The organism is Pseudomonas sp. KCJK9000, from assembly GCF_046230725.1.
Taxonomy (GTDB): domain Bacteria; phylum Pseudomonadota; class Gammaproteobacteria; order Pseudomonadales; family Pseudomonadaceae; genus Aquipseudomonas; species Aquipseudomonas promysalinigenes.
The window spans coordinates 43,175-69,417 of record NZ_JBJJLN010000011.1; the positions used below are offsets into that span (position 1 = coordinate 43,175).

Annotated in this window: 20 protein-coding genes; 8 read left to right on the forward strand and 12 right to left on the reverse strand. The window is 57.5% G+C overall.

The features are described 5' to 3' along the window. Nucleotides 1–38: 38 nt before the first annotated feature. The gene (locus tag ACK59H_RS07605; RefSeq protein WP_409264353.1) at nucleotides 39–428 is read left to right on the forward strand and encodes a hypothetical protein; all 390 of its coding nucleotides are present in this window, start codon (nucleotides 39–41) and stop codon (nucleotides 426–428) included. A 36-nt stretch (nucleotides 429–464) separates the two neighbouring features. On the opposite strand, the gene pyrF is transcribed toward ACK59H_RS07605, so the two are convergent. Further along, a complete protein-coding gene (gene pyrF, locus ACK59H_RS07610; RefSeq protein ID WP_060479702.1) occupies nucleotides 465–1,166 on the reverse strand; it encodes an orotidine-5'-phosphate decarboxylase in 702 nt (233 codons plus the stop codon). Between the two features lie 182 nt (nucleotides 1,167–1,348). On the opposite strand from pyrF, the gene ACK59H_RS07615 reads away from it, so the two are divergent. Further along, entirely contained in the window at nucleotides 1,349–1,516 is a 168-nt protein-coding gene (locus ACK59H_RS07615; RefSeq protein ID WP_081016687.1) for a DUF2897 family protein, read from the forward strand. Between the two features lie 142 nt (nucleotides 1,517–1,658). Here ACK59H_RS07615 and ACK59H_RS07620 read toward each other — a convergent pair whose 3' ends face one another. The 11 genes from ACK59H_RS07620 to ACK59H_RS07670 form a co-directional block, all read right to left on the reverse strand. After that, nucleotides 1,659–1,988, reverse strand: coding sequence for a ComEA family DNA-binding protein (locus tag ACK59H_RS07620; protein WP_409264355.1), 330 nt, complete (start codon nucleotides 1,986–1,988; stop codon nucleotides 1,659–1,661). Between the two features lie 116 nt (nucleotides 1,989–2,104). Beyond that, nucleotides 2,105–4,114, reverse strand: a complete 2,010-nt coding sequence (locus ACK59H_RS07625) for a nucleoside-diphosphate sugar epimerase/dehydratase (RefSeq protein ID WP_060479704.1) — start codon at nucleotides 4,112–4,114, stop codon at nucleotides 2,105–2,107. Between the two features lie 42 nt (nucleotides 4,115–4,156). Further along, nucleotides 4,157–5,161: an MraY family glycosyltransferase gene (locus ACK59H_RS07630; protein WP_409264356.1), complete on the reverse strand. Its 1,005-nt coding sequence runs from the start codon at nucleotides 5,159–5,161 to the stop codon at nucleotides 4,157–4,159. Then, nucleotides 5,158–6,090: a UDP-glucose 4-epimerase family protein gene (locus tag ACK59H_RS07635; protein WP_409264357.1), complete on the reverse strand. Its 933-nt coding sequence runs from the start codon at nucleotides 6,088–6,090 to the stop codon at nucleotides 5,158–5,160. Before ACK59H_RS07635 ends, ACK59H_RS07630 begins: the two co-directional genes overlap by 4 nt. A 45-nt stretch (nucleotides 6,091–6,135) precedes the next feature. Then, nucleotides 6,136–7,245: a glycosyltransferase family 4 protein gene (locus tag ACK59H_RS07640; RefSeq protein WP_409264358.1), complete on the reverse strand. Its 1,110-nt coding sequence runs from the start codon at nucleotides 7,243–7,245 to the stop codon at nucleotides 6,136–6,138. Continuing rightward, entirely contained in the window at nucleotides 7,242–8,387 is a 1,146-nt protein-coding gene (locus ACK59H_RS07645) for a glycosyltransferase family 4 protein (protein ID WP_409264359.1), read from the reverse strand. Before ACK59H_RS07645 ends, ACK59H_RS07640 begins: the two co-directional genes overlap by 4 nt. Beyond that, the gene (locus ACK59H_RS07650) at nucleotides 8,384–9,280 is read right to left on the reverse strand and encodes a GDP-mannose 4,6-dehydratase (RefSeq protein ID WP_186476596.1); all 897 of its coding nucleotides are present in this window, start codon (nucleotides 9,278–9,280) and stop codon (nucleotides 8,384–8,386) included. Before ACK59H_RS07650 ends, ACK59H_RS07645 begins: the two co-directional genes overlap by 4 nt. Further along, entirely contained in the window at nucleotides 9,280–10,311 is a 1,032-nt protein-coding gene (gene gmd / locus ACK59H_RS07655; protein ID WP_060479710.1) for a GDP-mannose 4,6-dehydratase, read from the reverse strand. The genes ACK59H_RS07650 and gmd overlap by 1 nt, the downstream gene beginning before the upstream one ends. Before the next feature lie 425 nt (nucleotides 10,312–10,736). After that, nucleotides 10,737–12,152 carry a TolC family outer membrane protein gene (locus tag ACK59H_RS07660; RefSeq protein WP_060479711.1) on the reverse strand — a complete coding sequence of 472 codons (1,416 nt, stop codon included), beginning with the start codon at nucleotides 12,150–12,152 and terminating at the stop codon, nucleotides 10,737–10,739. Next, nucleotides 12,149–13,474, reverse strand: coding sequence for an HlyD family type I secretion periplasmic adaptor subunit (locus ACK59H_RS07665; protein WP_060479712.1), 1,326 nt, complete (start codon nucleotides 13,472–13,474; stop codon nucleotides 12,149–12,151). The genes ACK59H_RS07660 and ACK59H_RS07665 overlap by 4 nt, the downstream gene beginning before the upstream one ends. A gap of 12 nt (nucleotides 13,475–13,486) precedes the next feature. Then, nucleotides 13,487–15,298, reverse strand: a complete 1,812-nt coding sequence (locus tag ACK59H_RS07670) for a type I secretion system permease/ATPase (RefSeq protein ID WP_409264382.1) — start codon at nucleotides 15,296–15,298, stop codon at nucleotides 13,487–13,489. Nucleotides 15,299–15,821: 523 nt separating this feature from the next. Between ACK59H_RS07670 and ACK59H_RS07675 the strand changes: the two genes are divergently transcribed. The 6 genes from ACK59H_RS07675 to ACK59H_RS07700 all read left to right on the forward strand — a co-directional run bounded on the left by ACK59H_RS07675 (nucleotide 15,822) and on the right by ACK59H_RS07700 (nucleotide 26,211). Beyond that, nucleotides 15,822–16,703 (forward strand): hypothetical protein, encoded by an 882-nt coding sequence (locus ACK59H_RS07675; protein ID WP_060479722.1) that lies wholly within the window; start codon nucleotides 15,822–15,824, stop codon nucleotides 16,701–16,703. A gap of 17 nt (nucleotides 16,704–16,720) precedes the next feature. Further along, entirely contained in the window at nucleotides 16,721–18,163 is a 1,443-nt protein-coding gene (locus ACK59H_RS07680) for a DUF4214 domain-containing protein (protein ID WP_409264360.1), read from the forward strand. A gap of 145 nt (nucleotides 18,164–18,308) precedes the next feature. Further along, entirely contained in the window at nucleotides 18,309–20,780 is a 2,472-nt protein-coding gene (locus ACK59H_RS07685) for a glycosyltransferase (protein ID WP_409264383.1), read from the forward strand. Then, nucleotides 20,777–23,182 (forward strand): glycosyltransferase family 2 protein, encoded by a 2,406-nt coding sequence (locus tag ACK59H_RS07690; RefSeq protein ID WP_409264361.1) that lies wholly within the window; start codon nucleotides 20,777–20,779, stop codon nucleotides 23,180–23,182. Before ACK59H_RS07685 ends, ACK59H_RS07690 begins: the two co-directional genes overlap by 4 nt. Nucleotides 23,183–23,246: 64 nt before the next feature. Then, on the forward strand, nucleotides 23,247–24,311 hold the full coding sequence (locus ACK59H_RS07695; RefSeq protein ID WP_409264362.1) for a tetratricopeptide repeat protein: 1,065 nt from the start codon (nucleotides 23,247–23,249) through the stop codon (nucleotides 24,309–24,311). Then, entirely contained in the window at nucleotides 24,304–26,211 is a 1,908-nt protein-coding gene (locus tag ACK59H_RS07700; protein ID WP_409264363.1) for a glycosyltransferase family 2 protein, read from the forward strand. Before ACK59H_RS07695 ends, ACK59H_RS07700 begins: the two co-directional genes overlap by 8 nt. Nucleotides 26,212–26,243: the final 32 nt, after the last annotated feature.

The window sequence follows — 26,243 nt, forward strand, 5'->3', positions numbered from 1 at the left end:
TCAGGTATTGATGTGCGCGCTTTCATGAGGAGAAAATTGTGGAGTGGTACGAATCGTTGTTTCTGCAGGCCTGCGCCCATGTGATGACCCAGGCGAAGATAGCTCAGCGCCATACACCGCAAGGGGGCCTGAACCTGAATGTGACCGCCACCCACGAGCTGGTCGAAGCCTATCAGCGTGGGGTAGCGTTGGCGTTCAATGCCGAAGCCTTACAACAGGCTTTCGCCCAAGGCGCAGATTGCGCTCTGCTGATAATGACGCATGAACATCAGTTCGCCAGCACCTTGCAGGACATCAAGCGCCAACACGATGTGGTCTTGAGCGCCACCTTGGGCACCACCGTGCGTTCCAGCGACTTCGCCACCTACCATGTGGACGTCGCCCTCATACGTGCAACCCAAGCCAGCACCATGGATATTGCCCATTGAAGCAATGGGCTACCCGACGGTAGCCCGGTTGCCAGTTCAGCCGCGAATCTCGGCTACCACCGCGGCCAGTGCCTGCGCCGGGTCGGCTGCTTTGCTGATAGGGCGGCCGATTACCAGGTAATCGGAGCCTGCATCCAATGCCTCGCGCGGGGTTAGGATACGGCGCTGGTCGTCCAGGGCGCTGCCAGCAGGACGAATGCCTGGGGTGACCAGTTGCAGTGCCGGGTGCGCGGCTTTGAGCGCGGGTGCTTCCAGCGCCGAGCACACCAGGCCGTCCATACCTGCCTTTTCAGCCAGCGCGGCCAAACGCAGCACTTGCTGCTGCGGGTCCACATCCAGGCCGATGCCCGCCAAGTCCTCACGCTCCATGCTGGTCAACACGGTCACCCCGATCAGCAGTGGTTGCGGGCCCGTGCGCTTTGCCAGCGCTTCGCGGCAGGCGGCCATCATCCGCAGGCCACCGGAGCAATGTACGTTGACCATCCATACCCCCATCTCGGCAGCAGCCTTCACAGCCATGGCCGTAGTATTGGGGATGTCATGGAACTTCAAATCCAGGAATACTTCGAAGCCTTTCGCGCAGAGCGTTTCCACAATACCCGAGGCGCTGCTGGTGAACAGTTCTTTGCCAACTTTCACCCGGCACAGGGAGGGGTCGAGCTGGTCAGCCAGCTTCAGGGCAGCGTCACGGGTGGGAAAATCCAGGGCGACGATCAGGGGCGTCTGGCAGGCGGACATGGTCGGGGTCTCTTGGCAAGTCGTAAACGGCGCGCATTGTAAACGAAGTGGCGCAGGCTTTGGGGGCCGCAGGTCATCGGATTGGCCCAGAGGTGGGCGCTGCCTATAATTGAACCAACGCAACCGGGTGATGCTCGATATGAGTACAAGCATTGCCCCATGGTGCTGACAGGAGAATACAAATGCCCTGGTACGCCTGGCTGATACTCATCGTAGCCTTGGGTTCTATCGTCGGCGGGTTGATGATGCTGCGCGATACAGCCAAAAAACTCCCATTGACTGATGAACAACTGCGCAAAGTGCATGAACGCAATGCACAAGCCGATGCCAAGGACGCGCAGGACAGATAATGCGGGCTTCAGCGTGACGGCGGCAGCCAATCATGCTGAGAGCCGTTAGGTTGATGCCTGAAACTAAGGTTTCATGCTTATCAATTGGGCCGCTTTGCGGCCCAATTGATTTAACTGACTGCGATGAGCCCGATGAGCGTAGTCATTCAACGCTTAACTTATCGCGGTTACGCTCCAGCAATGCGTTGCCGATGCCCTTGATTTCCAGTAACTCGTCAACCGTCGCAAACGGCCCGTTAGCCTCGCGGTACGCTACGATGGCCTCAGCCTTGGCCTTGCCAATGCCAGTGAGTTCTTTCTGCAAAGTAGCAGCGTCGGCCTGGTTCAAGTTTACAAGTGCGGGCCCGGTGCTCTTCTGGCTCATCGCCGCTACCGGCTGAGTCATTGGCCCATCGGCAGGTGCGGCGTTAACCGAAAACGCAAGGCCCGCGAACAGGGGCAGCAACAGATACGAAAGCACGGTATTACGCATAGAAGCACTCCTTGGAGTAATTAGCGAGGCAGCGTTTCCTTGGCTGCCAGGCCAGATTATCGATCCCCAAAGTGCCCGCGAAGGGGGCTAATCCCCTTGTACTGTAGGAAGCCGCTTTATCGGTCTTGATGCTGCTGCAAGTACAGCCAATCGACGATATCGCCCTCCGGCGAATAGCCGCTGACCAACTCGCGCAGCAGGTGCCTGATGCGGCTGAAATCATCTTCTGCAACCGCTTTGAGCAGCGCTGCCAAGCGCTCGCGCAATACATCCCACGCCAGGAAGTCTTCCTTGGCCGTCATGATCATGGGGTGCACAGTGGGCGATACGTCATCACCGATCAGCAGCTCTTCATACAGCTTTTCACCCGGCCGCAAGCCTGAGAATTCAATGGCGATATCGCCAGTGGGGTTGCCTGGGCTACGCACGCTCAGGCCCGACAGGTGAATCATTTTTTCGGCCAGCTCGACGATTTTGACTGGTTCGCCCATGTCCAGGACGAAGACGTCGCCCCCCTGCCCCATGGCCCCGGCCTGCAACACCAGTTGGGCAGCCTCGGGGATGGTCATGAAGTACCGCGTGATCTTCGGGTGGGTAACAGTGAGCGGCCCACCGGCCTTGATCTGCTGGTGGAACAACGGTATCACCGAGCCCGAAGAGCCCAGCACGTTACCGAAGCGCACCATGGTGAAACGGGTTTTGTTCACCCGTGAAATTTTGCCGCTGTCGCCATACATCACTGGCGCAGCTTCCCGGCTCAGAGCCTGCAGGATCAGTTCGGACAGGCGCTTGGTACTGCCCATCACATTGGTAGGCCGCACCGCTTTGTCGGTGGAGATCAACACGAAGTTGGCCACTCCCGACTGCAAGGCAGCTTGCGCGGTGCATAGAGTACCGAACACATTGTTAAGCACGCCTTCGCCCATATTGTGCTCGACCATCGGCACGTGCTTGTAGGCGGCTGCATGGTAGACAGTGTCCACCCGCCAGGTGCTCATGATATCGGCCAGGTGCTGCTGATTGCGCACCGAGCCCAGAATCGGCAGCAAGCGAACCGAGAGCGACTCACGAGCGGCGTGTCGTTCCAGCTCACTGAGAATGCTGTAAAGGTTGAACTCGCTGTGATCGAACAGCAGCAAGGTCTTGGGGCCCAGGCCGATGATTTGCCGGCACAGCTCCGAGCCGATCGAGCCCCCTGCGCCAGTGACCAGCACTGTCTGCTTCTTGATGCACCGCTCGAGCAGTTCATCCTGAGCTGGCACTGGGTCACGCCCGAGCAAGTCGGCGATATCGACGTCCTGAATGTCATCGACCTTGACCCGGCCACTGGCCAAGTCGGCAAACGCAGGTACGCTTCGCACGTGCAGCGGGTAAGGCTCGAGGAAAGCCAGGATTTCCTTGCGCCGCGCACGGGAAGCGCGGGGCAAAGCCAGGAGGATTTCCTGGGCACCGGTTTCCTTGATCATCTGCTGTAGGTGCTTGGGCTTGTAGACCTGAAGCCCGGAAATGACTCGGTTGGCGAGGTCACCATCGTCATCGATGAAGGCCACCGGCCGCATCACCCGGCCCATGCGCAGCGCAGCAAGCAATTGGTTGCCGGCCGTACCAGCACCGTAGATGGCGACCTTGATCTGGCCATCGTCGCGGTTGGTGAAAGGAATCTGGTGGTTGCCGGTGAACCAGTCGCCGAGGAAGAACTGCCGCATCACCAGGCGCAAGCCACCGATGATGACCAGGCTCAGCCACCAGTAGTTGAAGATGATCGAGCGGGGAACCACCACTTTGTGGTTGCTGTACCAGTACACCACGACGGCAAGAATCAACGACGAGAGGGTGACAGCCTTGATAATGGTCACCAGGGCATCGTTGCCAAAATAGCGCATGACCGCCCGGTACATGCCAAACCGAATGAACAACGGCACTGCCACGACCGGAGCGGCCAGGAACAGCCAGGTATGCTCCAGAATCGGGTTGTACATTTCATCGATGCCTAGCCGCACGATGAACGACAACCACAAGGCCAGCCAGATGAGCAGCATGTCGGTGCAGACTTGAATCAGGCGCTTCTGCCGCCGTGAGAGGTTCACGAGGAACTGGCGCAGCCTGTCTTTGTTTGCATCGCTCATCCAGCTCTCCTCAACGTGCCAAGTGCGGTTAGCTCGATCATGTTATTCCCGCTTCCCGGCATGGTATTTGATCGCCAGCATTATAAGAGGGAAATATGCGACCAAGGTTCCCGTCGCACCATCCAGGCCAAACGCCACCACCGCCAACGCCACCGGCAATAACCAGCCCAGGTTGATGGCCGCTACGGCAAGGCTCACTGGCCGGTGACTGCCATGCTGGCGGACAGCATACTGATAGGCATGGCTGCGATGCGCCTCGTAGATGCGTTCGCCGCGCAAGAGCCGACGCAGCAACGTAAAGGTGGCATCGACTACAAATACCCCCAAAAGTATTAACCAGCCCCAGAAGAGTAGCGGGTTTATCCAGGCTGCCTGCAACGCCATCAGGCCCAGCATGATGCCGAGGAAGCCACTGCCGGCATCGCCCATGAAAATCCGTGCTGGAGGAAAGTTCCAGAATAAAAAGCCCGCCACCGTGGCGGCCAGCAGCAGCGGCAGCCACGTGGCTTGCGGATACCCGCCCAGCCAGTAAAGCAAGCAGCCGCCTAAACAGACGCAGATGGCTTCAAGGCTGGCGATACCATCGATACCATCCATGAAGTTGTACAGATTGAGCAGCCATACCAAGTACAAGGCACCAAACAGCCCACCCAGCCAAGCGCCATCCAGTGACCAGCCCAATACCATGACAGGCGGCATGCCCCCTAGCCAGTAGAGCCCCCAGGCGGCGGCAAGAAAGTGGCCAAGCAGACGCCAGCGTGCGGCAATATGGCCGTGGTCATCCATGAAGCCGATGACCGCTACCAGGCTACCGGCCCCCAGCAGGCCGACCAGTACCGGCGGCGCGACGGCCCCAGCCCAGCCCAAGCCCAGGGCCCCCCCCAGGAAGCAGACAACGAACGCCAGCCCCCCTCCCCGCGGGGTTGGCAGGGTATGCGAACTTCGGGCATTGGGGATGTCTAGCAGGCTGCGCGCCAGAGCGTAGCGGCGCAAGCCTGCGGTCATGGCCAGCGCAGCCACGCCAGCGACAAGTATCAGCCAGGTCATCGGTGGGGGTTATCCAGAAAATCGCGAGCGGTGAGCTTCAGCCCTTGCTCCAGCGTATGAGGTGGGGTCCAGCCGAGCAGTCGGTGGTTTTTTTCGATATCGACCTGCAACGAGCCCAATAGGCGCTGGGCCATATCACCGCGCCCAAGCAGCCGAGCCAGCGCGCGCAGCAGTGCAGGAGGCACGGGCAGCAAGCGAGCCGGCCGGCCCAGCGCGCGGCCCAAGGCGCGAAGCAAATCGCTCAAGCTCACGTCTTGCCCATCGCTGGCGAGAAACACCTGGTTGGCAGCCTGCGGGTGATCGACGCACGTCAACACCAGGTCAACCAGATTGTCGACAAAAATCAGGCTGCGACGATTGCCAAGCGCGCCCAGTGGCAGCGGTATGCCGCGCTGAACCCAGCGCAGCATGCTGCGAAAGTTCGCCTTGACCCCCGGCCCGTACACCAGCACCGGGCGGATCACCACCAGCTCCAGGCCAGTGGCCGCTGCCAACTGCTGCAACCCCTGCTCGGCCTCCAGTTTGGACCGCCCGTAGGCATCTTGCGGGGCGGGCGCATCATCAGCGCGCAACGGCTGGCCGGGCGAGCTGAGTTCGCCGTTGACCTTGATCGAGCTGATGAAAATGAAACGGCGAACACCCGCCTTGGCAGCCTGCCTGGCGAGGTTGAGGGTACCCTCGACATTGACCTTACGAAACTCGCCCAAGCTGTCGCTGGCTGTTTCCTGCATCACGTGCACGCGGGCTGCCGAGTGGATGACCGTATCGACGCCGGCAAGCGCAGCGGACCAATCGGTAGCGGCGGCCAGCGGGGCCTCCTGACGAGACGGGGCGCGCACGATGAAAACGCCAAGGTCGTGCAGCTGACGGCTTAGGGCGCTGCCAACGAAGCCGCTAGCGCCGGTGACAAGAATCGTTCGGCTATCCATGAAAGTCGTTCTTATGCGAAAGCTTGGGCAGGCAAAATTCGAGGGTTACAACAGGCTACGGTACAGGTCGGCGTAGGCCGCCGCCATAGCCGGTGCGGTAAACACCGCTTCATAGCGTTCCAAGGCCCTAGCGCCCATAGCCCTGGCCATGCCAGGGTCATCCCAGAGACGCTGCATGGCCAAAGCCAGTGCCGAGGCGTCACGCGGCGGTATCACCAGGCCCGTCTGGTCAGCCAGGTTGATGAAGGTCGTACCGGAACCCATCTCACAGGAGATCAAAGGTTTGCCATACATCGCCGCTTCCAGCAGCGAGATGCCAAACGACTCGGAGCGCAGGTGCGATGGGAATACGAAGCCATAACACAGGTCGAGCAAGGCAGCTTTGTCTTCATCGGGCAAGCCGCCTAGGAAATGCACATTGCTCAAGCCCAATTCTGCAGCCTGCTGCTTGAGCTCAGCTTCAAGAAAGCCGCCGCCCATGATGACCACTGGCAAACCGTTGAGCTTGGCGGCCTGCAGCAGGTAGTCCAAGCCTTTGTAGTAGCGCAGAGCACCAACGAAAAGGAAGAAGCGCTCTCCCAGCCGCCCGCGCCAGTAAGCCAGTTTGCTCTGCGAAGGCTGCGCATAGGTGGCGCGGTCAAGCCCGTAGGGAATGATCGAAACCTTGCTCTGGAAACGCGTCAACACCGGGCTGTGCGCTGCATAGTTGGGCGAGGAGGCAACCACACGGTCGACACTGGTGAAAAAACGGTGCATGAGCGGCTGATAAAGCTTGAGCAGCCATTTTTGCTTGACGATATCGGAGTGGTAGCTGACGACGGTCGGTTTGTTCAGGCCCGCCAGAAAATGCACCAGGTCCATGTAAGGCCAAGGGAAGTGGTAATGCACGATGTCGGCCTGCGCAGCCAGCTCGCGGAAGTCCTTCAGCGCCGACACTGAAAACCCGGTAGACGCCACATGCAGGTCGAGTTTGGAACGGTGAGTCAAATGGTTGGCAACCGGCTCGTTGCGCGCAGCGCCCCGCTCGCTGAGGTAAAGCACTTCAGAGTCGATACCCTGGGCGCGAGCGCCTTCGGCGATCTGAAAGATCACCTGCTCGATACCGCCCATGGAGTCGGGGTAATAGGTTTTGAAAAAGTGCAGTACCTTGATCATCGTTTGTCGCTGACCTTGCGATAGACCTCGATGGTTGCCTGGGCACAACGCTCCCAGGAAAAACCAGCGGCATGGGTAAGGCCCTGCTGCACGGCTGCCAGGCGCCAATTTTCGTCTTCCAGGCCCTGACGCAGCAAAGCGCTGAGGCCATCCACGTCACCCGGCGCGCACATCAGCGCGGCTTGGCCTGCGACTTCTGGCAATGACGAGCTGTTGGAGCAGACTACCGGCACGCCCGAGCTCATCGCTTCGAGTACCGGCAAGCCAAAGCCTTCGTAGTGCGACGGGAAAGTGAACAGCCGCGCACCGGCATACAGTAGCGGCAAGTCTTCGCTGGCCGCGAAGCCCAAATAGCGAGCCCAACCTTGCTGTTGCGCCTGGGCGATGCGCTGGTGAATGGCTTCGCTGCGCCAGCCATGATACCCGGTGAGGATCAGCGGCCAGCGTTGGCGAAGCGCCACCGGCAATTTGCCATAGGCGTCCAGCAGCGTCTCAAGGTTCTTGCGCGGCTCTATGGTACCGACGAACAAGCTGTAACCGCCCGCTTCCAGTCCGTAACGGGCAAGCGCTTCACGCAGGCTATCGGCGCTTCGCGGGTGGAACTCCGGGGAGCTGGCCAACGGCACCGTATGGATACGTTCGATGGGCCAACCGAAATAGTCAGCCAACTCCTGACGGGTGTAGTGCGAGTCGGTGATCAGCGCGTCGGCCCGCTGCAGTGTGAGCGTGAGCTCTTTTTGCAGAAAGCGCGCGATCTGTGGCGCATGGCAATGCGCCCAGGTAAATGGCGACAGGTCGTGGAAGGTCGCCACACTGGGCCCGGCGAACGGTGGCAGGTAATAGTTGGGGCTGTGATACAGGTGATCCTCATGCCCCTTCAGCGCCCGCTTGCGCAGGTAGGGCATCAGCCGCCGGTAGGCTTCCACGGCCACCGTGTTCTTCTGAACCAAACGCTTGAGGCCATGCACCGCGTCGGACTGATCGGCCGCGGTGGGCAACGACGGCAAAAAGCGGCGCCCAGCGAAAAACTGCAAATCGTTGATTTCGCTACTGCGCTGTAACCGAGTGGCCAGTTCGTAGGTGTAGCGCCCAATGCCGGTCAGCGGGAAGCGAACCGGCTCGACGGAGAGGATGAGCTTCATTTACCCGCAAGCATCCAACCCAGCGTTTCATCCAGAGAGGGGGTTTGCCAACCCGGCACCAGAGCCCGCAGGCGGCTGTTGTCGCCGCAGAGGGTTTTGACCTCGTTGGCGCGCACGAACGCCGGGTTCACCTGGACGTCGATGGCGTGGCCGGTAATGGCCGAGCACTTGGCGATGACTTCGCGCAGCGAATGGGTTTGCCCGGAGCTGACGTTGACCGTCTGCCCCACAGGGCGGGCCTCGATGAGGCCACGATAAGCCTGCACCACTGCACGTACGTCACTGAAGTCGCGCCACACATCGAGGTTACCGAGCTCGATGGTGCCGGCCTGACGTTGGAAGTGCGAGACGATCTTGGGCAGCAGGAAGTTCTCTGCCTGCCCAACCCCTGTGTAGTTGAACGGGCGGGTGATGACGATCGGCAAACGATCGAACCACAAGCGTGCCATGTACTCCATGGCCAGCTTGCTGACTGCATAATCGTTGGCCGGCGCCGGCAAGGTCTGCTCGTCGAGCAGCCCTTCGGAAACGTTGCCATAAACGTTGGCGCTGCTGGCAATCAACACGCAATCAGGTGTTTTGCCGCAGGCCGCAATGGCTTCGAGCAGATTGCGTGTACCCACCAGGTTGACCTGGTAGAACGCGTCGGCTGCACCGTGCCCGACGAAAGCAATGGCAGCCAGATGCACGATGACATCCGGCTGCAATTCGGCCAGCAATGCACGCAGGCCCGGGCCGTCGGTAAGATCGACCTGGTGGTAGTCAGGCGCCTGCAACGGCTGGCTGCCGGTCCCTATGACTTCATAGCCACGGGCTCGCAGCTCGGCCGCCATGTAGCGACCGGTGAAGCCCTGAATCCCTGTGATGAGCGCGCGCTTGCTGGCCATTTGCATCAGAACGAGAACCCTTTTTCGTTACGACGCAGGTCGGCTTCGACCATCATGCGGCACAGTTCTTCGAGGCTGGTTTTCGGCTCCCAACCCAGAACTTCCTTGGCCTTGGCAGGGTTGCCGATCAGCAGCTCTACCTCAGCTGGGCGGTAGAATTTCGGGTTGATCACGACCAGCACTTTGCCAGTGGCAGCGCAGGTGCCCTGCTCCGCTTCGTCCTTGCCGCTCCACTTGATTTCGATGTCGACGGCCTTGAACGCCATCGAGACGAAGTCACGCACGGTTTCGGTACGGTTGGTGGCGAGTACGAAAGTATCTGGTACATCAGCTTGCAGCATGCGCCACATGCCTTCGACGTACTCTTTGGCAAAGCCCCAGTCGCGCTTGGCGTCGAGGTTGCCCAGCTCGAGCTTGTCGAGCAGGCCGAGCTTGATCTTGGCTACCGAGTCGGTGATTTTGCGGGTCACGAACTCACGGCCACGCAGTGGCGACTCGTGGTTGAACAGGATGCCGCTGGTGGCAAAGATGTTGTACGACTCACGGTAGTTGATGGTCATCCAGTGGGCGTACAGCTTGGCCACGCCATAGGGGCTGCGTGGGTAGAACGGGGTGCTTTCGACCTGTGGGATGGCTTGAACCTTGCCGAACATCTCCGAAGTCGACGCCTGGTAGAAGCGGACCTTCGGGTTGACGATGCGAATGGCTTCGAGCAGGTTCACCGCACCCAGGCCAGTGATTTCGGCGGTGGTCACAGGTTGTTCGAAGGACACACCCACGAAGCTCTGTGCGGCGAGGTTGTACACCTCGGTAGCTTCGGTGGTTTGCAGCAAGCGGATGCTGGCGGACAGGTCGGTGAGGTCGTATTCGACCAGGTGCAGCTTAGGATTGGTGTGGATGCCCAACTCTTCGATGCGCCAGAAATTGACCGAGCTGGTGCGACGGTACGTGCCGTAGACGGTATAACCTTTTTCCAGCAGCAGTTCTGCCAAATAGGCGCCGTCTTGACCAGTGATCCCAGTAACGATTGCTTTCATGCGACTTAACCAACTCCGATAGTGCCGTGCGGGCATGTGTGATTATTGGGCTTGACGCGGCAGCTCCAAGCCGCGCGTACTTGTTTGCATACGGCAGTATACATAGGTCGGAGGGAGTACTCGACTCACAAAATACTGGCGCGCCGCCAGGTGCCGGTCAGGCCTTATTGAACGGATTAGTAACCGGCGCGGGAGAATAAGTTCCAGGGTGGGAGATGGCCAGTGATTGGCTTGTAGGAAAAGTCTGAAGTTTGCGAATTCTGGGGACGGGCGACTGCGTTGCGGCGTAGCTGAGGGCTAGCGATTATTCGTGTATCGGCGGCCTTGCCGGGGCCGTGAACAGGCGGCGGTGGACTGCGCAGCAGACCCGGCGCCCTCAGCTAAGACGCTGAAACCCCAGGGCCGCTGCGCATCACCAAGCCCGATCAGCGGCGCGCATCCAGTCGCGCCACATCACCACCCGGCAAGGTAGGCTCAGGCACAGGGCTCAGCCACACGTTCACATTGTCCACACTGTCCTGGTTGAGCTGGCCCGCCCACCGGTTAAGCAGAAACAGGTTAGTGATGAAGTCGTACTGAGTCTTGAGCAAGTCTCGACGAGCCTTGAACTCGTTCTGCACGCTGGTCAGTACATCGACCGCATTGACCACACCGTAACTGAACGCCTTCTGCGCAGCCAAGCTGGACTGCTGAGCCGAGGACAGCGCGTTGCGGTTGGCGCGAATCTTTTCGACCGCCGCCTGGGCTGTGAGAAAGGCTGTGGTGGTTTCCTTCACTACCTGCCGGCGGATGCCTTCGAGCTGTTCCTCGGCAGCGACCTGCTCGTCATACAACCCGCGTACCCGCGCCGACGTCGAGCCACCGCTGTAGATCGGGATCTTCACCCCAAGGCTTGCCACATAGCTGTCGCTGCGCGGGGCCTGGGTGTTGTCGTACCCCTGGTCACTCTGCTGGGCACTCAGGCTCAGGGACAGTTGCGGATAGTGCTCGCCCTTCCCTTCACGCACGGCGGCCATGGCAGCCTCGGCACCACTACGGGAGGCCTTGAGCTGCGGGTTGGCTTCAACGGCTTGAGCCAACCACTCCTGCAGAGGCCGAGCAGGTGCCTGCAATGCCACATCGTTACGCACCCGGCTCAAAGGCTCGGTGATCGGCCGGCCGACGATCTCGGCCAATGCCTCACGGCTGACCAGCACCTGATTGCGGGCTTCCACCTCTTGGGCGGCGAGAAAGTCCACACGTGCCTGCATGTCCAGCTTGTCGGTGATCTTGGCCATCTGCCGGTCGAACATGCTAGTGACCCGGTCCAGGTTCTTTTGCGTAGCACGGCGCTCGGCCTGCACCAGCGCCAGCTCGTCGTCGGCCGCCAGGGCCACGAAGTAGCGTTTGGCCAGGTCTACCGTGGCTTCGGCCAGAGTGTCCTCGGCCTGCTGGCCCTTCTGGTCCTTGACGCTTTTGGACTTCTGGTAGCGCTCCCAGGCCGGCTTGTTGTACAGGTATTGGGTCAGGCTCAACGAATAGGTTTCGTTGTTGTAGATGTCGCGGTCGATTTCATTCTTGCGCAGTACGCGGCTGGTGTTGGCGTTGGCCGACACCTGCGGCAGCAGCCCGCCCAAGGCTTCACGCTGTTGGGCCTCGGCAGTTCGCGCACGAGCATAAGCTGCCAGCACCCGCGGGTCTTCCAGACGCGCCTCACGATACAGGCCAGCCAGGTCCAGCGTGTAGGTAGAGGCCGATACCGCCTTGGGCATGTCAGCCGGCGCGCCCTTCCCTTCCACGGCCACCGCCTGGCAGGCGACCATGCACATCAGCATTCCAGGTAGCAAACGCAGCACAATCATTCCTCGATCAGCGATTCGGCGAACATGTTGCGGGCCGGTTTGAGCAGGTACTGCAGCATGGTGCGGTCGCCGGCGTTGATTAGCACTTCGGCAGGCATGCCGGGGTGCAGCTTGCGGTCGCCAAGTTTCTTCATGCCATCCTCGGTCACCTTCACACGCACCAGGTAATAGCTGTCGCCGCTGCGCTCGTCGGTCAGGCTGTCTGCGGAAATGCGCACCAGCTTGCCCTCGATGACCGGCGTGGTGGCCTGGTTGAAGGCGCTGAAACGAATATCTGCGGTTTTACCCAACTCCAGACGGTCGATGTCGCGGGTGGCCACCTTGGCCTCCACCACCAACTCCGACTGTGCAGGCACGATATCCAGAATCGGCGTGGCCGCACTGATCACACCGCCAATGGTATGGACCTTCATGTCCAGCACCATGCCGCTTTCGGGTGCGCGGATCACCACACGCGAAAGGCGGTCACGCAGCGCTGCTTCTTTTTCCTGAAGGTCGAAGACTTGGGCCTGAACGTCTGAAAGCTCGTTGGCCACGTCGGCGTCGAATTTCTTCTTCAACTGCACAATCTGCAATTCGGTCTCGCCTATCTGCAGGTTGGTCTTGGTGATGCTCGACCGGTGGTCGGCGACTTCGGTCTTGAGCATGTCCAACTTGCGCTCCTGCTCGAGCAAGCGCTGGTTATCCACGAAGCCCTCGGCCAGCAACTCCTTGAGCTGCTTGATTTCGCCGGTGTAAGACTTTTCCAGGCCGCTCTTGGTGCCGATCATGTCGTTCAGGCCGGCAATCTGCTGCTTCATCTGCTGGATGCGCTCACGGTTCACCGAGATTTCACCCTGCAACGAATTGCGCCGCGCATTGAACACCTGCAACTCACCCGCCATGGCCTCCTGGGCCCGGGCCGAATCGGTGCCGTCCATCTTCACAGGCGGGATTTGGTCCAGCCCGTCGCGCTCAGCGCGCAAGCGTGCTTCTTTATAGCGCGCCACGATCAGCTGGTTACGGGTGGACTCGTACTCGGCGCTGAGCTGAGACTCGTCCAGCACGATCAGCGGGTCACCCTTCTTGACCAGGTCACCGTCACGGGCCAGCAGCTCCTTGACGATGCCGCCCTCCAGGTGTTGCACGGTCTTACGGTAGTTCTGCACGGTGACCACGCCGGAGCCGTGCACAGCGTTGCTGAGCGGTGCAAACGCCGCCCAGCTGCCGAAAATGCCGAAGGTGACGAAGACGATGGTCAGGCCGATGCGACGGATGCCGCGATCGGACGTAGGCATGTCGTCGAAGTTGTGATCGAAAGTGGTGATCGCTTTACTGCTCATCTAGAAATCCTTTCAAACGCCGGTGCTGGTGGAGGCGGCAGGCGCCGCAGCGGGGGCGGCAGGCGGCGCGGCGTTGGGTGCCGCGGGCGGCGAGGCAGGAGGCTGGCCAGGCGCAGGCTGAGCGACCCGCTGCTGAGTCTTGGCCTGTTGCGCTGCCAGCTCGGCGATGACGCGGTCGCGCTCGCCGTACAGCGAAATGGTGCCGCCGGACATGACCAGGATGCGGTCCAGGCGGGTCAGGATATTCGGGCGGTGCGAAACGATGAATACCGTAGCACCGGTCGCCTTGAGCTTTTGCAGAGCAACGCCCAAGGCCCGCTCACCGACGTCGTCGAGGTTGGAGTTGGGCTCGTCGAGCACAACCAGACGCGGGTTGCCATAAATAGCACGGGCCAGACCAATACGCTGACGCTGGCCCCCGGACAGGTTGACGCCATCGCTGCCGATCACCGTGTCGTAGCCATCGGGCAGCATGAGGATCATCTCGTGTACGCCGGCCATCTGGGCCGCTTCCACTACCTTTTCCGGGTCTATCTTGTCGAAGCGGGCGATGTTCTCGCTGATGCTGCCTTCGAACAGTTCGATGTCTTGCGGCAGGTAGCCCACGTAAGGGCCTAGGGCCTGCTTGTCCCAACTGGCGATGTCGGCCCCATCGAGGCGGACCACGCCGTGCTGCGGGGGCCAAATGCCCATCAAGGCCCGTACCAGCGTGGATTTACCAGCGGCGCTTGGGCCGACGATGCCGACGATGGAACCAGCCGGGGCCACGAAGCTGATACTGCGAATGACCGGTGCCTTCGCACCCGGTGGGGCGACGATCAGGTTTTCGACCTGAATGTGCCCTTCTGGCGCAGGGAGCGGCATGCGCTCGGGTTCGTTTTTCAGGTCGTCCATTACCTTGCTGAGGCGGTCGTATTGGACTTTGGCGGCGACGAAGCCCTTCCAGCTCCCGATCATTTGGTCGATGGGGGACAGCGCCCGGCCCAGTAGCAGAGAGCCAGCCATCAGCAGCCCAGGATTAATTTCGTGACTGATCACGAGATAAGCCCCGATCGCCAGCATGACTGACTGAGACCATATACGGAAAGTTTTCGAAGTAGCGCTGACCACACCGCCTTTATCACTCGCATCGGACTGGAGCTTCAGGATTTCACGTTGACGCTTGCCCCAGCGGTTCATCAGAGTTTCCAGCATTCCCATGGACTCGATGACCTCAGCATTGCGCAGAGTTTTGGTGGTCACTACGGTGGAAGCCACGTTTTGCTTGTTGGCGCTAGCGAGCGCTTTCCCGGTTACCCGATGGTTGACTACCGCAAGCGTGGTCAATACTGCACCGCACACCAAGGTCATCCATCCGAACCATGGGTGGAAGAAAAACATCACGGTCGTGTAGATCGGGAACCAAGGAGCATCGAAAAAAGCAAATAGTCCAGGGCCAGTAAAGAACTGCCGAAGGGAAGTGAGATCGCTCAGCGGCTGAGCCGTGGCATCCGATCCACCGCTAGTGAGCGCACGCTTGAAGCTTGCTCGGTACACATCTCGACTGAGTATCACATCGAGACGATTACTGATGCGGACCATTATTCGAGAGCGCACCCACTCCAGCGCACCCATTGTTATCACAAGCATCGTCATTATCAACGTCAGCATGAGCAGCGTCGAAGAGCTGCTTGACGGGACGACCCGCCCTGATATCTGAATCATGAAGAAGGTGGGCACCAGCATGAGTGCGTTGACGAAGAAACTGAAGAAGCCTACCGAAAGGAAGCTGCTTTTGCAGGCTCTGAGGGCGGCTTGCAGATTGTTTTCGGATTGATAACTCATGGTGTCCGTACTGAAGAGTGGCGAAAGCGGCGGGCAGTGTAACACCCACCAAAGAGGGCGGAGTGTCAGATTGCTCCTAGAACGCCTTCGTTCAGCGACGAACAGCAGTATTTCATGAATTGTTTGTGCGGAATTGGAAACGGCCATGTGCGCTGGAGGTCAGATCGACCAACGGCAGAGACTCGCAAATGTGCCGAAAAACGGGCGCCACAAAACCACCGTCGCGAGACTGAAAAGCGCAAAAAAAACATAACCTTATGAATTTACTGATGTTTTTTGACTCCTAAAGAGTCCTAGCATGGCACTCAGTTAAGAAAAAAAAACGTTCAAAGATCCCGTTCCCTATAGCTAAGTTCCCTACAGACATGAATTTTTTTTTAGATTTCTTGGTTGACATCCTCCCCCTCCGGCGGCATCTTCGCCACTCGCAAGGAGCCATCGATGGCCGTTCAGTGTATGCACGGGTTTGAGCACGTTAGCTGCCAGTGTTTTTGTTTAAAAGGAGCTTAACAACGCCATGTCTATCCCTTCGCAGACCCTTGACGGCCTGAAAATCAGCTCACGGGTCACGCTGCTCGAACCGGGCATGTATATCTTCAGGTACGCCTCTCAGCCCCCAGCTGACAAGCCTGTATGCATCGCGCTACAGCAAGCCCCCCTAGGCAAAGGCTCGATTGATTTCTTCCCCGCAGAGGGTGTCAGCAAAAACATGCTGACCAAGCTTGGGGACACTATCGTCGCCAGGGTGAAAGCCGGGGTAGCAACCGTACTGATCACCGAGTACCACATGTTCGATGAAGTGATCGAACCTGTGGACCTGCGCATCGATCGCATCGACACCTCCCCCGCCATCATGCGTACTTTCGCAGTAGTGGCCAGCAGCGACCCTTCGCAAGCCATTGCTGCCAGCAGCAAGCCACTGCCCATCACCCTCACCGCTCACCTGAGCCAGAGCGGTGAAGTCGCGTCCAGCGAAGGCTGGGTAGGCGAGCCCGGTGCTGATGAATTCATCGACTCCTTCGCCATCGACTGGGCGGAAAAGCCTGTGGGTGTCGACCTTCTTTACACCTGCATGGTGGCCGGCTCCGGGCCATGCCGCAATGTATCGACAGGCACCGTGGTCGGTGCCCGTGGCCAGGGGCTACCGCTGATCTGTGTTGGTTTCAGCCTGGTAGGCCCGCTGCGCAAGCATTACGAATTGACTGGCCTTGTTGTTTTCAAAAATACGGAACCACAACGCCTGGTCGCAAATCAGATGATGCACGGCCCCACCGGCAACGAGCCGTTGGTGGCCTTGCACCTCGCCCTAACACCCGTAACGAAGATGAACGCTGCCCGCCTTAAGTCTCCGTGGGAAAACTCTGCGTCTCAGCAGAATACTATTGCAGCGGGCCAATTGGCCTGAAGTAACAGGAATACATCATGCAATACGATAGCCCTCAGTCGAGCAGCGATCTGCAAGACACCCTGACCGCCGAAAGCGCCAACCTGTCCGAAAACACCATCGCTGCCATCAGCAGCCTGCTGAACCTGGACACCGTTGAAACCGTAAACATCGCTGGTATCGAAGGCAACGTTGTTCAGCTGCCGACTTCCGGCCAAGCTGACGTCGTTATCGGCGAAGTCGAAGGCGCTAAAGGTGACCAAGTCGTCGTTGACCTGGCTGCTGCCGAAGCCGCTGGCGTTAGCGCCTACGTGCTGCAGAGCGATGCCAACCTGGTTGTTGACCTGCAAGGTCAAGCAGCTGCTGGCGACGTTCAAACCTTCGCTGCTGCCATCGCTCCAGCTGCCGTTGATACTTCGGCCATCGAGCTGGTAGTTGCAACTGGCAACGGTGACGACGTCATCACTGTCAAAGGCGACCAGAACACCCTGATCGACGCTGGCGACGGCAACGACACCATCGTGACCGGCAACGGCAACAACACCGTCATCGCTGGCCTGGGCAACAACAACGTGACCACCGGTTCGGGCGATGACACCATCATCCTGAGCGGTAGCAACCACGCTGACATCGTCAACGCCGGTGCTGGCTACGACGTCGTCCAGCTGGACGGTTCGCGCGACGACTACACCTTCACCGTCGGCAACAACTTCAACGTCAACCTGACCGGCAACCAAACTGCCGCCATCACTGACGCTGAGTTCCTGACCTTCGTTAACGGTGACACCACCGAAACTGTAGCCCTGGCTCACAGCGACGAAGAAGCAGCTGCCCTGCGCCTGTACCAAGGCATCCTGGGTCGTGACGCTGACGCTACCGGCGCCAAAGACTTCACCGCCCTGGTAAACGAAGGCACTTCGCTGACCGATATCGCCAACCAGTTCCTGGACTCCGCTGAGTTCGCTGGCGCTGCTTCGGCCCAAGACATCAACGAGCTGTACCAGGCTATCCTGGGCCGTGCTGCTGATGAAGAAGGCACAACTGCATGGCAAGCCGTGCTGGCCAACGGTGGCAACCTGAACGACGTGGCTGCTGGCATCGCCCTGTCCAACGAAGCCATCCAGCTGGATCAGTCCAACGGTGACTTCGTCCGCGAACTGTACGAAAACGTACTGGGCCGTGAAGTTGAGCAAGAAGGCCTGGATGCTTGGGTATCCCAGCTGTTCAACGGCACCAGCCGCGCCGAAGTGGCCGCTGGCATCGTTGGCTCGGCTGAAGCTGCTCAGAAGTCCAACAGCGACTTCATCGACTCCCTGTACCAGTCCGCACTGGGCCGCGAAGCCGATGCAACTGGCAAAGCAGCTTGGGAAGCTGTTCTGGAAAACGGCGGCACTCACGCCGACGTGGCCCTGGGCATCGTTGGCTCCAACGAAGCCATCGCGCACATCGACAACGTCGTTGTACTGCACGGCCAGGTGTAACTAGCCCTGCCGTAGCGCAACGTACACCCGGCCGCAAGGCCGGGCGTATGGCAAAGGGGGCGGCTCTCGAGTCGCCCTTCTTTTTATTTTTTGTAGCCAAGCCAAGCTTATGTCCAGACAACTCGACCATGGGCGAGAAACGCTCATGGACATCTTCCACCGCCACCGTCAGGCCAATGAGCACGACGCGGCGGCAACTGCACTCGAACGTGCGTTGCAGATTCCCGAGTACCGGGCCGAAGCACTCGTATGGAAAGGCATCGCGGCCATGCCGCAGAAGCCCCAGCTGGCTTTTTTATTTTTTGCCAATGCCGCCAAGGCTATGCCCGACCGGGCAGATATCCACGCGTTAGTGGGGCGTAGCCTGTTGGCGCAAGGCCAGCCTGCACTGGCCACGCGCTACCTGACCGATGCCTGGAAACTTCAACCCAACGACCTGGCCCTGCGGCTGACCTTGTGGGAGGCCCGCAGCCAATCAGAAACGCCTGCAGACCTACGGCGCATGGTTCGGGCCCACCTGCCTGACATTCATGCCGGCAAGGAGCTTGCGGTAGTCCTGAAGCTTTTGGCTGCACAGGGCGACGCTCCCGGCACTGTCGGCGTTGTGCGCTACCTGCCGGAAAAGAAGGAAATCCAAGGCTGGGCGATCGACCTGCACAACCTGCAAGTGCCGGCGGTCGTGCAAATCGAGGCCAATGGCGCTCGCATCAATGCAACCGCCAGCGTCAGCCATCCGCTACTCACTGCTGCCGGCCTGCCTGCAAGTCATGGAGGGCTGCGGGTGAGCGTGCCCAGCCCTACCCCTGCCGTGCATATGCATTTTGCCAATGGCACCCCGTTGCTCGGTAGCCCGGTTTATGCAATGCCGGTCTTTGTGCCCCCCGCAAGCGTGGGCGCAGGCGCAAACAACTCAGTGGATGTTCTGATCCCGGTTTACGACGGGCTCGAAGAAACACTGGAGTGCATCAATAGCGCGCTGGACGCGCGCAAGCTGAACCGCACTGCGCACCGCCTGGTCGTCATCGAAGACAAAACGCCCGTTCCGGCGTTGGCCAAGGCGCTCAAGGTACTGGCCGCAAAGGGCAAGATCAGCCTGGTCCAAAACGCGGTAAACCTCGGCTTCATCCGCACCATGAACCGTGCGATGGCCCTGAGCCCAAACAAAGATGTAGTGTGGCTCAACGCCGACACCCGTGTGCACGGTGCCTGGCTGGATCGCTTGCGTGAAGTAGCCTACAGCGACGAGCGCATTGCCTCGGTGACGCCATTTACAAACAACGGCGAGCTGATGAGCTTTCCCCGCGGCCAGGTCTGCCACGACATGCCTAGCGCCAAGGCCCAGGCCGAACTCGATGAGCAGGCCCGCCAGGTCGCCAGCCCACCCGTTGAGATCGAAACAGGCTGTGGCTTTTGCCTGTATATCAAACGAGCGGCACTCGACGAGGTGGGTTACCTCGACGAGCTCCACCTTGCGCGTGGCTACGGTGAAGAAACCGACTGGTGCCTACGCGCCCATAGCAAAGGCTGGCGGCATATGGGCGCGTCCAATGTGTTCGTCGCGCACCAGGGCGGCATTTCGTTTGGTGCCGAGAAGGTGCTGCGTGTTGCGATGAACAATGCCATCTTGCGCAAGCGCTACCCAGACGCATCAGCTCGCTACAAAGCCTTTTGTCTGCGTGACCCTATAAAACCCGCACGGCAAGCCCTACAGCAGGCGCGCCTCGACAACCTGGCGCGCAAACCGGTTAACCAACGCAATGCAAGTTGGCAAAAGGATGCAGACCCTACGCTCCATGTGCACGACGGCTCCATGCAAGGCGACGACTTCAGCTTGAGTTATCACCAAAGCAGCCACAGTACGTGGGTACGCTTGACTGCTCCGCTATGCCCTCTGCCATTGAACCTGGAGTTCGAGCTGCCAGGTGATTTCACTCGTCTTGTCGCGTGCATGCGCCATCTACCGCTGCAGGCGATCGTGTTCCACAACTTGGCGCGTTGCCCGCTGGGCTTGTGCGATTTGCCGGCAATACTGGACATTCCCTATCGCATCCACTGCCATGACGATCGCTTGCTAGATCAGCAGGGCGACTATGACTGGCAGCGGTTCGCCCGCGAAGCCGCTAGCGTTCAAGTCCCTTGGCCAGGGCTAGAGTCCCGCTATAGCGAAGCGTTGCCAGATGCAACGGTATTAGCCGATGCACTCCCGATGAACGCCGCTCACGCCTCGCATGCACCTCAATTGCTTATGATCGGTGACAGCTTGCGCAATTCGGGAGCTGCCCGATCCTGGCTCGGGCTCGCCCGTCATATCAGTCAAGCCGGGTTACCCATTCAGTTGCTTGCGCACAGCGATAGCCCTTGGCTGAATCAGTTGCAAGCCACCGGGAGTGTGCAAATTCTGCCGGAGCCCGAGGGGTTCAGCCTGGCCGAACGTGCTCAAGCCGCTGGCTGTGATGGTGTGCTAAGCCTGGCTGAAGCACCCGACAGCGATTGGCTGGCACCTCGAATGGCTGCCGAACTGGGTGTGCCGCTGTTCGCACGCCCTACCCCGCTGACCAGTGACACCGGGGCTATCGCCCTTGAAAATTTGCCTTTCACCCTGAGTCTGGCTCAATGACCGAACACGTTATGGAACAACCGCAGACGGCAGCGCCCGTCACTCATCCTGACTTCAGCGGGGCGATACTCGGTCTGCAAGGCGATGTGCTGCACGGCTGGGCGATGGATAACACGCAGCAAGAACACCGTCCGGTCGTGGAGGTATTCATTGATGGAGTAAGCGTGGCGCTGGTGCGGGCTGACCAATATGAGCCAAGTGCGCCGGGAGGCGACCAGTTCCATGGTTTTGCAGTGCAACTACGCCAACGCTGGCTTGATGAGGGACGGTTGATTACCGCTCAAATTGCTAATCAGCCGTTTGTGTTGGAAGGACAGCTCACACTGCCAGTCAACCCCGGCGAGGACAGCGCAGGCATCGCTTCCCAGGTTTGGCACACCGGCGGCCTGCGTATGGTCGGCTGGTGCTGGGACCCGAAATCACCTAGTCGCCACGTTGAAGTGACAGTGCGAGAAGGCGACCAAGTGATCAGTAAAGTCACTTGTAATGAACACAATCAAGCGTTGGCCTATCGCGCGTCGAGCGAACACGGCTTCTCGGTAGATCTGCCTTGGGAATTGGCCGATGGGAAGTTGCATGTGTTAGACATCGTGAACGATCTCGGCCAGGCGCTGGCAGGAAGCCCTATACGCCTGTGCTGCAGGCCGGAGGGGTTAGAAGGACTGCTCCAGCAACTGAATGCTGGAGAGAATAGTGCGACGCTGGCCCTGCTTACTCAAGTTGCCAAGGAGCAAACTCAGCGCCTTCCCAAAAGCGCTAGTTGGCAGCACTATCCCCAGTGGTTCGACGCGTTTCAAAGATTGGACACTAAATCGACGCCGGACTATCAAGGTACGCTGGGCTTGCTGGTATTGAGCGATGGCGATGACCTGCTTGAACGACAGAGTCTTAGCAGCTTAGGTCACTGCAACACCGGCATTCACAAAATAGCCACCTGCTCGCCCGCCGATCTACTGCCAGCCTTGAACAAACTGCTAGATGGAGGTTGCGATCGCATCTTGCCAATATGGGCGGGCGATCGTCTGGCACCTTTGGCGTTGGCCCACCTTAGCGCTCTGCTTGACGATGGCAGCGCGTGGGCATTTTCGGACTGCGACCGTGACGGCCCGCAGGGTGAACGCAGCTTGCCATGGTTGAAACCGGTGTGGGATATCGATCTATTCATTGGCGCTGATATATTTTCGCCAGGGGCAATATATAGCGCCAGTATTCTGAAAGTAGCAGTGATGTTGCTCACCGCAGATGGAGCACACCCAATCATTAACTGGCACGATTTGACGATGGGAGTTGCATTGGCGACCGAAAACTCGAATGCGCGAGTTACCCATCTGCCTCGTGTGCTGTACCACCGAGCTTCCCACCGTCCGGGGAGTCCCGAGCAAGCTCAACCATGCCCTCAAAGGCAGCAAGCTCTTGCTTGGCTATGCCAACAAATGGCTTCCGGCGCCACAGTCAGCCAAGTGACCGATTATCCAGCGCTTTTCAGAGCTCATTGGCCACTGCCGGCGGAGCTACCTCGCGTGAGCCTCATCGTGCCAACTCGCGACCAGTACAAACTTTTGAAAACATGCATTGAAGGGCTCCTTAACGATACTGACTACCCAAATCTTGAAATCATTGTTGTCGATAATCAATCCAGCGATCCACTGACTCTAGCTTACCTCACCGAGCTCAGCGCGCGCGGTGTCAGGGTGTTGTCCCATCCCTATCCTTTCAATTATTCGACTATAAACAACCGCGCTGCATGCGTTGCGACGGGCGAATTGATTGGCCTGGTTAACAACGATATCGAAGTACTCGAATCTGACTGGTTGAAGGAGCTAGTAGCGCTGGCATTGAAGCCTGGTGTGGGAGCTGTGGGCGCTAAGCTTTTATGGCCAAACGGTATGGTTCAACACGGCGGCGTAGTAGTGGGAATCAACGGATTAGCAGCTCACTGTGGCAATGCAAGTCAAGATAAAGATCCAGGATATTTGGCGAGAAACCTAATAGCCTCACAACAAAGTGCAGTTACTGCAGCTTGCATGATAGTCCACAAGGATCTATTCGACGTCGTCAATGGCTTGGACGAGTTAGCATTCCCTGTTGCCTTTAACGACGTGGACCTATGCCTCAAAATAAAAGCCACAGGCCATCGCCTGATATGGTCGCCTTTCGTCAAGCTTATCCACGCCGAGTCAGCCAGCAGAGGTAAAGATTCGAACGGCGAGAAGCAATCCAGAGCCAAGCGCGAGCAGATCAACTTTATGGCCAAATGGTCATTGGATTGCGAAGTGGACACGTGCTACCACCCTGGCTTGAGCCATGATTACCTAAGCGGCCCGTACGGGGGCCTCGCTATGCCGCCACGAGATATGTACCCTCGGTGTTACACAAGTAATAGGAAATATGGATCCACTTAATTAGTACCTCTGAAGGGCTGAATTAAAAAGTCCGTAAGATCACCTTATACACTCGGATGGAGTTATGCCGAAACAATCTTCCAAGAAGCTCCAAATTGTCGGCCACTTCGACTATGTCGATGAGGGCTATGCATACGGATGGGCTGTGGATCCTAGAAACTCGCTTGATCGTGTGACTGTGGAAATACTTTGCAATGGCAACGTCGTAGGACGTGGTAAGGCAAATGAATATCGCCAGGACCTAAAGGAGGCAGGGCTGGGTGATGGCTACCATCTTTTCCGGATAAAACTGTCTTATGAGATTTACGATGGTGAAGCTCACACACTACAGGCACGGAACACTAGCAACAACGTTTTTCTTACAGGCTCCGACGTCGTATTACCTCCCCATCCGCCCAGGGTAACTTATCCAGTAATACCCAGAACAGACGGCGAGCGCCTCATTTCTGAGCTCTATCAGGCAAGCGCAAGAAAAACGCCTCAGTCCGAGAAAGCCAAAATAATTCAAGCTTATCGTATTGCAAGCCTTCTGCAGGAAACGGAAGAGTATGATGATGCGCGGTATGCATGGGAAGCATTAGCCAAGGTACTCGGTGAAAACGCATACTGCACATGCAAACTAGCTGAAAGCTATCTCTTAGAAGGCAATGTAAGTATTGCTCTAGATTTGTATCAACGGGCAGCAGGGTTAAACTTGAATTTCAGTTGGTCGCACTTAGGCATGAGCTTGTGCCAAAGACTTCTGGGAGATGAGGCTAGTGCGGAAGAGGCTCTAGCACTTGCAATGGCTCTTCCTCGAGCTGGTAAGATAGCGGGGCATTTGCACAAAGCGTACCTAGAGCTACTACCTTATAAGGTAGACCGTCTAAAGGCCGGGCAAGATCAAGCAAAAGCTATAGACTTGCTGTTCCAAGTACTAATGTCCCACCCAAACAGTGTATATGCGAATTCGCAACTAGACAGCTTGATTGCTGAGGAAATCCGACACACCGGGAGCAAGAGCACGGAGTCAGCATTAGTAGCTCATCGGCGGTCTGTTAAAAGACTAGAATCAGCCATTTTAGCAGCTCATACAAATACATCCCAAACGCACAAAGCCAGAAATGAAGCGGATAAGTACGATGCCTAGTTCACTCGATCTTAATGCACTTGAAGAGCGTAGAGCGCGCCTAGGGGCGATAGGTGCACTAGATTTTTTGATTGATTACCAAAGAAAAAAACAGAATGGCACAGCTTATTCAATAAACTATGTACCATTCAACTGTAAGCCTGTCCCTGTGGATGAAGACTTAAGCAAGTTTAAAAAAACGCCAAAAAATCTCCCAGTTGCTAGCCCCATTCCTCCAATCAAAGGCATTGCGAATGATTACTCACACCTTGTCCCAGAGCTTGATTGCGATCCGACCGCAAGCGAGGTAAAAGTTTCAGTAGTAATACTGACTTACAACAGGATTGAGCCTCTGAGAAGGACTCTAGCTGGCCTAGCAAGACAAACCTACCCTGGACACCTCATAGAGGTTATTGTTACAGATGACGGCAGCTCTCAAGATACAATGAGAGTTATTCGCGAGTTTGACCGCCTGCTCAACATCCGGTACTCATGGCACAAAGATGTTGGATTCACAGCTGCTGCCGCAAGAAATAATGGTATACAAATCGCTCGAAATGATTTGATCATATTATTAGATGTGGATATGTTCCCATCAAAACATCTTATTATGAGCTACGCTAAATGGTGGAAAGTTCTTGACAAAGCCATATTAATTGGCCCTAGAAAGTATGTCGACATGAACGACGTTGATGTACATGAAATTCTTCAAGACCCTGAGCTAGAAAACGATTTTACTGAAATTGTAACAAATAATACTGTAGCGGGAAAAATCCAAGGGTCGCATTCAGTTGACTGGCGGCTTGAGATCTTTGAACGCACTCAAAACCTTCGTACGGAATCGTTGCCTTTCCGGACTTTTGCTAGTGGAAACGTCGCGTTCTCGAAGAATAGCGTAAGCAGAATTGGGGGCTTTGATGAGCGGTTTACCTCCTGGGGCTTTGAAGACACAGAGCTAGGCTATAGATTCTTCAATGAAGGTAAATATTTCGTCCCCGTGATGGATGCTCTTGCATATCACCAAGAGCCAGAGGGGGGGCAAAATGAGACTGATCGAGATGCAGGTAAAGAGGTTAGCGGGGAACTATTCAGCACTATTTGCCCATATTACAGACATCTAAGTAAAACCGAGAAAGACTTTCACTATGTCCCTCGGGTCTCGATATACATCCCTGCCTACAATTGTGCAGACACAATATGTGACGCTATTCACAGCGCCCTAAATCAAACATACACAGACCTTGAAGTATGCATCTGTGATGACGGATCTACTGATGACACTCCTAAAATTTTAGAGCGATACTTTTCAAATAATCCACGCGTCCGTTGGGTGCGACAGGAGAATGGCGGGATCGGGAAAGCATCAAATACTGCTCTAAGTTTATGTCGTGGCATTTATATAGGACAACTAGACAGTGATGATTATCTAGCTACAGATGTCGTGGAAAAATGCGTAGCTATTTTGGACAAAAAACCTAGTATTGGACTAGTTTATACCACTTATGAAAACGAATATCCCGATGGGCGTATTGAACAGGGCTACAACTATCCTGTTTTCACTCGTGAAAAAATGCTAACGGCGATGATCGCTCATCATTTTAGGATTTTCAAAAAACGTTATTGGTGTAGAACCACAGGCTTTAACGAACGCATCCGGAACGCTGTAGACTACGACATGTATCTTAAGATATGCGAAGTTTCAGACGCCGAACATCTGAATATTGTGGGATATCGTCGTCGACTGCATGGTCAGAATACATCTTTAGTAAACTACGGCGAACAAATGAAAAATACGGCGATCGTAGTTAACTCATCAATGCGTAGACTTGGGATTAATCTACAAGCAAGCCTGGAAAAAGAAGATGCTTCACAACTAGTGTATACATCAATGGATATTAATACTCTGGAAGAGCAACGATGAACGTTACTCTCATGGCTACAAAAAACTTTAGG

Excerpts from the sequence above, each read along its gene's own strand:
- pyrF (WP_060479702.1), bottom strand. The coding sequence starts at position 1,166 with ATGTCCGCCTGCCAGACGCCCCTGATCGTCGCCCTGGATTTTCCCACC.
- ACK59H_RS07615 (WP_081016687.1), top strand. The coding sequence starts at position 1,349 with ATGCCCTGGTACGCCTGGCTGATACTCATCGTAGCCTTGGGTTCTATC.
- ACK59H_RS07620 (WP_409264355.1), bottom strand. The coding sequence starts at position 1,988 with ATGCGTAATACCGTGCTTTCGTATCTGTTGCTGCCCCTGTTCGCGGGC.
- ACK59H_RS07625 (WP_060479704.1), bottom strand. The coding sequence starts at position 4,114 with ATGAGCGATGCAAACAAAGACAGGCTGCGCCAGTTCCTCGTGAACCTC.
- ACK59H_RS07630 (WP_409264356.1), bottom strand. The coding sequence starts at position 5,161 with ATGACCTGGCTGATACTTGTCGCTGGCGTGGCTGCGCTGGCCATGACC.
- ACK59H_RS07635 (WP_409264357.1), bottom strand. The coding sequence starts at position 6,090 with ATGGATAGCCGAACGATTCTTGTCACCGGCGCTAGCGGCTTCGTTGGC.
- ACK59H_RS07640 (WP_409264358.1), bottom strand. The coding sequence starts at position 7,245 with ATGATCAAGGTACTGCACTTTTTCAAAACCTATTACCCCGACTCCATG.
- ACK59H_RS07645 (WP_409264359.1), bottom strand. The coding sequence starts at position 8,387 with ATGAAGCTCATCCTCTCCGTCGAGCCGGTTCGCTTCCCGCTGACCGGC.
- ACK59H_RS07650 (WP_186476596.1), bottom strand. The coding sequence starts at position 9,280 with ATGCAAATGGCCAGCAAGCGCGCGCTCATCACAGGGATTCAGGGCTTC.
- gmd (WP_060479710.1), bottom strand. The coding sequence starts at position 10,311 with ATGAAAGCAATCGTTACTGGGATCACTGGTCAAGACGGCGCCTATTTG.
- ACK59H_RS07660 (WP_060479711.1), bottom strand. The coding sequence starts at position 12,152 with ATGATTGTGCTGCGTTTGCTACCTGGAATGCTGATGTGCATGGTCGCC.
- ACK59H_RS07665 (WP_060479712.1), bottom strand. The coding sequence starts at position 13,474 with ATGAGCAGTAAAGCGATCACCACTTTCGATCACAACTTCGACGACATG.
- ACK59H_RS07670 (WP_409264382.1), bottom strand. The coding sequence starts at position 15,298 with ATGAGTTATCAATCCGAAAACAATCTGCAAGCCGCCCTCAGAGCCTGC.
- ACK59H_RS07680 (WP_409264360.1), top strand. The coding sequence starts at position 16,721 with ATGCAATACGATAGCCCTCAGTCGAGCAGCGATCTGCAAGACACCCTG.
- ACK59H_RS07685 (WP_409264383.1), top strand. The coding sequence starts at position 18,309 with ATGGACATCTTCCACCGCCACCGTCAGGCCAATGAGCACGACGCGGCG.
- ACK59H_RS07690 (WP_409264361.1), top strand. The coding sequence starts at position 20,777 with ATGACCGAACACGTTATGGAACAACCGCAGACGGCAGCGCCCGTCACT.
- ACK59H_RS07695 (WP_409264362.1), top strand. The coding sequence starts at position 23,247 with ATGCCGAAACAATCTTCCAAGAAGCTCCAAATTGTCGGCCACTTCGAC.
- ACK59H_RS07700 (WP_409264363.1), top strand. The coding sequence starts at position 24,304 with ATGCCTAGTTCACTCGATCTTAATGCACTTGAAGAGCGTAGAGCGCGC.